This window comes from Aeromicrobium sp. (genome assembly GCF_025965075.1).
In the GTDB taxonomy this organism is placed as follows: domain Bacteria; phylum Actinomycetota; class Actinomycetes; order Propionibacteriales; family Nocardioidaceae; genus Aeromicrobium.
In genome coordinates, this window is sequence record NZ_JAOPXQ010000126.1 from 1 (window position 1) to 7,038 (window position 7,038).

Consider the following 7,038-nt stretch of genomic DNA (forward strand, 5'->3'; position numbering starts at 1 on the left):
TGAAAAGCACCACCGAGACACTGAGCCCGACACGGGTCAAGCTCACCATCGAGGTGCCGTTCGAGGAGTTCAAGCCCAGTCTTGACGCTGCCTACAAGACCATCGGCTCGCAGATCACGATCCCCGGCTTCCGCAAGGGCAAGGTCCCCGCAGCGATCGTCGACCAGCGCGTCGGCCGTGGCGCGGTCCTCGACGAGGCGCTCAATGCCGCCCTCCCCGGCTGGTACAGCCAGGCCCTGCAGGACACCAACGTCCAGCCGCTGAGCCAGCCCGAGATCGATCTCGCCACGTTCGTCGACGGCGAGCCGATCGAGATCACCGCCGAGCTCGACGTCCGCCCCGAGCTCGACATCCCCGACGTCGCCACGATCGAGGTCACGGTCGAGGACGCCGAGGTCACCGACGCCGACGTCGACGAGCAGCTCGCCGCTCTCCAGGAGCGCTTCGCGACGTTCGCCGAGGTCGACCGCCCGGTCGCCGACGGCGACTTCCTGACGGTCGACCTGTCCGCCGCGCAGAACGGTGAGGACATCCCCGAGGCGCAGGCCGCCGGCATGCCCTACTCGGTCGGCAAGGCGCAGATGCTCGAGGGCCTCGACGAGGCCGTCATCGGCCTCAAGGCCGGCGAGACCAAGACGTTCACGACGCAGCTGGTTGGCGGCGAGCTCGCCGGGCAGGATGTCGACGTCACCGTGACGGTCAAGGACGTCAAGGAGCAGCAGCTCCCCGAGCTCGACGAGGAGTTCGCCCAGACGGCGTCGGAGTTCGACACGATCGAGGAGCTCCGCGCCGACGTGACCGACCGGGTCACCCGCGGCAAGCGCATGGAGCAGGCCAACGAGGCCCGCGACCTGGTCCTGGACGAGATCGTCAGCAAGATCGACGCCCCGCTGCCCGAGTCGCTCGTCACCGAGGAGCTCACGAGCCGGCGCCAGCAGATCGAGCAGCAGCTCGCGATGGCCGGCGTCCCGTTCGAGCAGTACCTCGACGACGAGAAGCAGACCGTCGACGAGTTCGAGGCCGAGCTCGAGAAGCGGGTCCGCGACTCGCTGATCGCCCAGTTCGTGCTCGACCAGGTCGTCGCCGACGAGGAGTTCGGCATCGACGACAACGAGCTGTCGCAGCACATCATGCGCCGGGCGCAGCAGTCCGGCGAGGACCCCAACTCCTACATCCAGCACATCATGGAGCACAACCACGTGCCCGAGATGGTGAGCGAGGTGCTGCGCGGCAAGGCGCTGGCATCGCTCGTGGAGTCGGCCAAGGTCAAGGACAAGTCCGGCAACGTCATCGAGCTGTCCAAGCTGCGTGCCGACGGCACGTTCGGCGACGACGAGAGCGCCGACGACGAGGCTCCTGCCGAGGCGTGATCGACGCCATCCGGCGAGGAGGTTCACTTCCTCGCCGGATACCGGCAGTATGGGGACATGCCCGCCGCTCCCGCACGTACGACTGACGTGGCGGCGCTGGCCCTCGACTACGGCGACCGCCTGATCGTGGGGACGGTGCGCGAGATGCACCACGCGGTGTCCTCGCGCATGTTCCGGGCGACCCGCCTGGTCGGCGGGCATGTGCCCGAGTCGTTGCACGATGCCGTCGTGACCTCGGTCTACGGCGCGATCTCCGGCGTCCTGCGGATCTCGAGCGGATCGGTCCGCGCACTGGCGTCGCAGGGGGTCGGACGACCCATCGAGGACAGCCGCCGCGGCCGGCTCGTGGTCGCCGCCGTCAACGGCCTGATCGGTGACGAGCTGCGGATGCTCGACGACCCGCAGGCCATCACGATGGCGGTCCGGGTCGACGGTGCTGACGTCCCGGCGACGTCCTGGCCGCTGGCCGAGGCGTTCCGCGACGCCACGAGCCACCCTGTGATCTTCGTCCACGGCCTGTGCGAGAACGACGAGTCGTGGGCCAACGGTGCCAAGGTGCACGGCACGACGTACGCCGAGCGGATCGTCGCCGAGACCGACGGCACGCCGGTCATGATCCGCTACAACACGGGCCTGCACATCTCCGAGAACGGCAAGCACCTCGACCAGCTGATCCAGCAGGTCGTGGCCGCCTGGCCCGTCCCGGTCACCCGGATCACGCTGGTCGGCCACTCGATGGGCGGCCTCGTCGCCCGGGCGGCGACCAACCACGCGACCGCCGCGCGTCAGACGTGGCAGCACCTCATCCGCGACGTCGTCTGCCTCGGGACGCCGCACGCGGGCGCCAATCTGGAGAAGGTCGCCCACCTCGGGTCGCGGCTGCTCCGGTTCTGGCCCGAGTCCGCGCCCTTCAGCACGATCCTGGACCACCGCTCCGCTGGGATCGTCGACCTTCGCCACGGCTACATCACGCGCGACGAGTGGGAGGGCCAGGACCTCACCGGCCAGTGGGGGCTCGACCGCATCGCGGCCGCCCCGCTCGCCCACGCCGAGTACCACTTCGTCGCCGCGACCCTCGGAGCGTCGCAGCGGCACCCCCTGAGCTCCGTGCTGGGTGACCTGTTGGTGCACTTCTCCAGCGCGACGGGGGTAGGCCGGGCCGGACCGATCGTGGACGGCGCGACGTTCGAGTACCTCCCGAGCGCCCACCACTTCGCGCTGCTCAACCATCCGAGGGTGGGGGACTGGCTGGTCGGCTGGCTCAACGCCCGCACGAGCAGCCCCCGCGCGCTGCCGTCGCCGCGTCACGCCTGACGCTGTCGGTCGTTGTCCTAGAGTCACGTCAACCCACCCCAAGGAGCACGATGTCGTCATCCACCACCCGCAACGGACTGCCGCCGCTCGAGGCAGAGACCTGGATCGGGGCGCCGGTCGAGCGGGTCTGGGCCGTGCTGTCAGACCTGCGGGCGATGGGCGAGCGCAGCCCCGAGACCGTCCGGATGTTCATCACGAGCCGACCGTCCGTCGGCAGCCGGGGGCTCAACGTCAACCGCAAGGGCGCCGTCGTGTGGCCCACCACGACCCGGATCACGCGCTGGAAGGAGCCGACGCACGACGGATCGGCCGCTCTCGCGTTCTGGGTCGGGCCGACCGACGTGGAGTGGTCCTACGAGCTGTCCGCGGTCGACGGTGGGACGCGGGTGGTGGAGCGGCGCACGGCGCTGCCGCACCCCAGCCTGACCGTCCGGCTCACGGCCAGGTGGTTCATGGGAGGCGCCGAGAGCCATGACGTCGAGCTCCTCGACGGAATGCACCGCACCCTCGCGGCCCTCAGGTCCGCCGCCGAACGCTGAGGGTCTGCGCCTCTCGACGCGCTGATACCGTCGTCCTCCGGGTCTCTTCCGGTCCGAGGGCAGCCCCTGTACTTGATAGGCTGTCTCCAACCGGTGATGGGCCGTGAGTTCGGGGAGAGAGAGCGCAACGTGGATGCCAGGGCGGAGTCGTCCGCAGTCGTTCGTGCCTATCGGCGCACCCTGAGTCCGTCGGTTCGCCATCGCATCGATCGACGTGTCCCGCTGGGCCTGAGGTTCGTCGTCAAGCGTGCGATCGGCGCGGGTGGTCGCTTCATCCCCACCCCGCGGCGCGCCCAGTCCGCGCTGGCGATCGGGATCCACCCATCGTTCTATCGTGGCGCCGGCCGGGTCGTCGCCCACGACGGCGCCCGCTCGGTGGCGGCCTGGGCCGGGACGGCACAGACGCCCCTGGAGGCGCGCCGCCGCAACTTCGTGGCGGTGACCGACGCCCTCGACGAGGCGGGCATCGACTACTTCTGCGTGCGCGGCCTGTCCGACACCGCGACGGCCGTCGCCGTCGTGGCCGACGACTGGAGCCGGGTGACCTCGGTGATCGGCAGGCTGGTCGCGTCCACGTCCGGCTACGTGTCGTCGGGCTACGGCGACGAGACCCGCAAGCGCCAGGAGCCGAAGCCGGGCCACCGCGACTCGGTCGTGAAGCGCACGCGCGGGGCGTCGGTCGTGCGGGTGACCTGGTTCCGGACGGACACGACCGGGCGGGCGCTCTTCGGTGAACGCTACGGGTGCGAGGTCGAGCAGTGGGACCGGAGGGACGACGGCGGCCTCGCCGCGCGTCGGCACAACCGCGTCACGCCCGTCGTTGCCGCCGGGTCACCGGCCGTCCTGGCGACCGACTCGCTGTTCACCCGCCTGGCCCCGGCGGACCGTGAGCCGCTCCCGGACGTACGCACCGTGGTCGAGTTCACCGAGCCGCGTCCGGACGACGTGGCCTTCCCGATCGATGTCGTCATCACGTGGGTGGACGGCGGCGACCCGGCGTGGGTCGCCAAGCGGGCGGACGTGCTGCACACGCCGTATCACGCGGAGGCCGCCAACGACTCGCGCTACCGCAACCGGGACGAGCTGCGGTACGCCCTGCGGTCGATCCGGATGTACGCCCCGTGGGTGCGCAAGATCTTCCTGGTGACGGACGGGCAGCGCCCCTCGTGGATGGTCGGCATCACTCCCGGGCTGGAGATCGTCGACCACCGCGACATCTTCACCGACCCCGGTGTCCTGCCGACGTTCAACTCGCACGCGATCGAGACGCAGCTGCATCACATCGACGGGCTGTCGGAGCACTTCCTGTACTTCAACGACGACATGATGCTGGGCTGCGACGTGACGCCGCAGACGTTCTTCTATGCCAACGGCCTGTCGAAGTACTTCCTCAGCAAGGTCAACGAGCCGTGGGGGGAACCGGGACCCACGGACGTGCCGGTGACGATCGCGGGCAAGAACAACCGCCGGGTCCTCCGTCAGGACTTCGGCACCTCGCTGACGCAGAAGATGAAGCACGTGCCCTACTCGCTCCGGCGCAGCGTCCTGGCCGAGATCGAGGCCAGGTACCCGGCAGAGATCCGGGCCACGACGGCCAGCCGGACCCGCGGCACGGACGACATCTCGTTGCTGTCGTCGTTCTACCAGCACTACGCCTTCTCGACCGGTCGTGCCGTGCCCGGGTCGATCGACTACATCTACGTGGACCTGGTCAAGAGCACGGCGCGCAGGTCCCTCGGCCTGCTCCTGGCGCGGCGTGACGTGGAGGCGTTCTGCCTCAACTCCACGAGAGCCGGCAAGGACGAGGTCTCGGACGCCGAGATGAGGGAGTTCCTGGACTCCTACTTCCCGATCGCGAGCCAGTTCGAGCGGGACGAGTGCGCACGGGACGGCGCCCCTCCTGACCCCCGACGCGTCAGCGGTCGACGAGGGTGAGCTCGAAGGCGTACAGATCGGGGCGGTAGGCGTGCCGACCGTACTCGACGGCGCGCCCCGCGTTGTCGTACGCCGTGCGGGCCATCGTCAGCAGTGGAGCGCCCTTGCGCTCGCGCAGGTGCTTCGCCTCCTCGACCGTCGCGCCGCGGGCGCCGATGCGCTGCCGGGCGACCCGCATCACGATGCCGGAGTCGCGCATGTGGGCGTACAGCCCCGTGACCGACAGGTCGACCCCGTCCAGGTCGACGACGTCGACGGGGATGAAGTTGTGCATCAGCGCGAGCGGCTCCCGGTCAACCCAGCGCAGCCGCTCGAGCGACCAGACGTCGGCGCCCTTCGAGAGCTGCAGCTCGCGGGCCACGTCCTCGTCGGCGGGGACCTTGCCGACCGCCAGGACGTCGGTGCGCGGCTTCTGCCCCGCGGCGCTGAGGTCGTCGAACAAGCTCGTGAGCTCGACCGAGCGGCGGATCTTGCCGTGCACGACCTGCGTGCCGACGCCGCGCTTGCGGACCAGCATCCCCTTGTCGACCAGGACCTGGATCGCCTGGCGCATCGTCGGCCGGGACAGCCCGAGCTTCTGCGCGAGCGCGACCTCGTTGTCGATCCGCTCGCCGGGTGCGATGGTCCCGTCGATGATGGCCCGCTCGAACTGCTCCGCGATCTGGAAGTAGAGGGGGACGGGACTCGAACGGTCGAGGACGAAATGCGGGCCGGGCATGCGAGTCAATGTATCGGCCGATCCAACCATGTCAATATGTCCTTACATATGCTTGACACATCGGTGTGCGCTGGGACACACTCGGAGGTACCGACTTTGTCACGACAAACAGAAATCCGAGGATCCCGTGTCGACGACCCTTGACCCCCAGGGCCTGACCCCGCTCCGCATCGCCGGTGCCCCCATCTCGTGGGGCGTGTGCGAGGTGCCCGGCTGGGGATACCAGCTGCCGGCCGACCGGGTGCTCACCGAGATGCAGTCCCTCGGGCTCGTCGCGACCGAGTTCGGGCCCGACGGGTTCCTCCCGGAGGACCCGGCCGAGAAGGCCGCGTTCCTCGAGGGCTACGGCCTCCAGGCCGTCGGCGGCTTCCTGCCCGTCGTCCTCCACGACGGGCACCACGACCCGCTGACCGACGTCGACCCGTTCATCGACGCGTGCCTCGCGGCCGGTGCCGGCGTCGTCGTGCTCGCCGCCTCGACCGGGGCCGACGGCTACGACGCCCGTCCCGTCCTGGACGAGCTGCAGTGGAAGACCCTGCTGGCCAATCTCGACCGCATCGCCGAGCACGCCGCCTCCCGGGGCGTCGTTGCCGCGATCCACCCGCACATGGGCACGCTGGTCGAGGACGCCGACGACGTCCAACGGGTCCTCGACGGCTCGCACGTCGGGCTCTGCATCGACACCGGACACCTCGCCGCCGCGGGCGCGGACCCCGTCGCGATCACGCTGGCCAACCTCGACCGGGTCAAGCACGTCCACCTCAAGGACGTCGACGCCGCCGCGGCCGCCCGGGTCGTCTCCGGCGAGGTCGCCTTCGCCGACGCCGTCGCCGATGGCATGTGGCAGGTCCTCGGCCAGGGTGACGTCGACATCCGCGCGATGATCGACGCGCTGCGCAGTCACGGCTACGACGGGTGGTACGTCCTGGAGCAGGACGTCATGTTCAAGGACGGTGAGCCTGCCGGCCCCGGCCCGATCGCCGACGTACGGTCGTCCCTCGACTTCGTGAAGGATGCCCTGGCGTGACGACCCACCACGAGCTCATCACGATGGGACGCGTCGGCGTCGACATCTACCCCGAGCAGATCGGGGTGGGTCTCGAGGACGTCACGACGTTCGCCAAGTTCCTCGGCGGCAGCGCGACCAACGTCGCGGTGGCCG

Annotated in this window: 6 protein-coding genes and 1 pseudogene; 6 read left to right on the forward strand and 1 reads right to left on the reverse strand. The window is 69.8% G+C overall.

Translation table 11 applies throughout. The annotated features are described in order from the left end of the window. The 4 genes from tig to JWQ91_RS07980 form a co-directional block, all read left to right on the forward strand. The coding region (gene tig, locus JWQ91_RS07965; protein ID WP_297782327.1) for a trigger factor at positions 1 to 1,370 on the forward strand (1,370 nt) is incomplete at its 5' end. A gap of 57 nt (positions 1,371 to 1,427) precedes the next feature. Further along, the gene (locus JWQ91_RS07970) at positions 1,428 to 2,684 is read left to right on the forward strand and encodes an alpha/beta hydrolase (protein WP_297782328.1); all 1,257 of its coding nucleotides are present in this window, start codon (positions 1,428 to 1,430) and stop codon (positions 2,682 to 2,684) included. A gap of 50 nt (positions 2,685 to 2,734) precedes the next feature. After that, positions 2,735 to 3,223 carry an SRPBCC family protein gene (locus JWQ91_RS07975; protein WP_297782329.1) on the forward strand — a complete coding sequence of 163 codons (489 nt, stop codon included), beginning with the start codon at positions 2,735 to 2,737 and terminating at the stop codon, positions 3,221 to 3,223. Between the two features lie 129 nt (positions 3,224 to 3,352). Further along, positions 3,353 to 5,158 (forward strand): stealth family protein, encoded by a 1,806-nt coding sequence (locus JWQ91_RS07980; protein ID WP_297782330.1) that lies wholly within the window; start codon positions 3,353 to 3,355, stop codon positions 5,156 to 5,158. Here JWQ91_RS07980 and JWQ91_RS07985 read toward each other — a convergent pair. After that, complete coding sequence (locus JWQ91_RS07985) at positions 5,139 to 5,876, reverse strand: GntR family transcriptional regulator (RefSeq protein ID WP_297782331.1); 738 nt, start codon at positions 5,874 to 5,876, stop codon at positions 5,139 to 5,141. The genes JWQ91_RS07980 and JWQ91_RS07985 overlap by 20 nt on opposite strands. Positions 5,877 to 6,003: 127 nt before the next feature. Here JWQ91_RS07985 and JWQ91_RS07990 point away from each other — a divergent pair, with 127 nt between their 5' ends. Together JWQ91_RS07990 and JWQ91_RS07995 are read left to right on the forward strand one after the other, a co-directional pair. Further along, positions 6,004 to 6,903, forward strand: coding sequence for a TIM barrel protein (locus JWQ91_RS07990; RefSeq protein WP_297782332.1), 900 nt, complete (start codon positions 6,004 to 6,006; stop codon positions 6,901 to 6,903). A gap of 23 nt (positions 6,904 to 6,926) precedes the next feature. Continuing rightward, positions 6,927 to 7,038: pseudogene (locus JWQ91_RS07995) on the forward strand (5-dehydro-2-deoxygluconokinase); the annotation flags it as partial.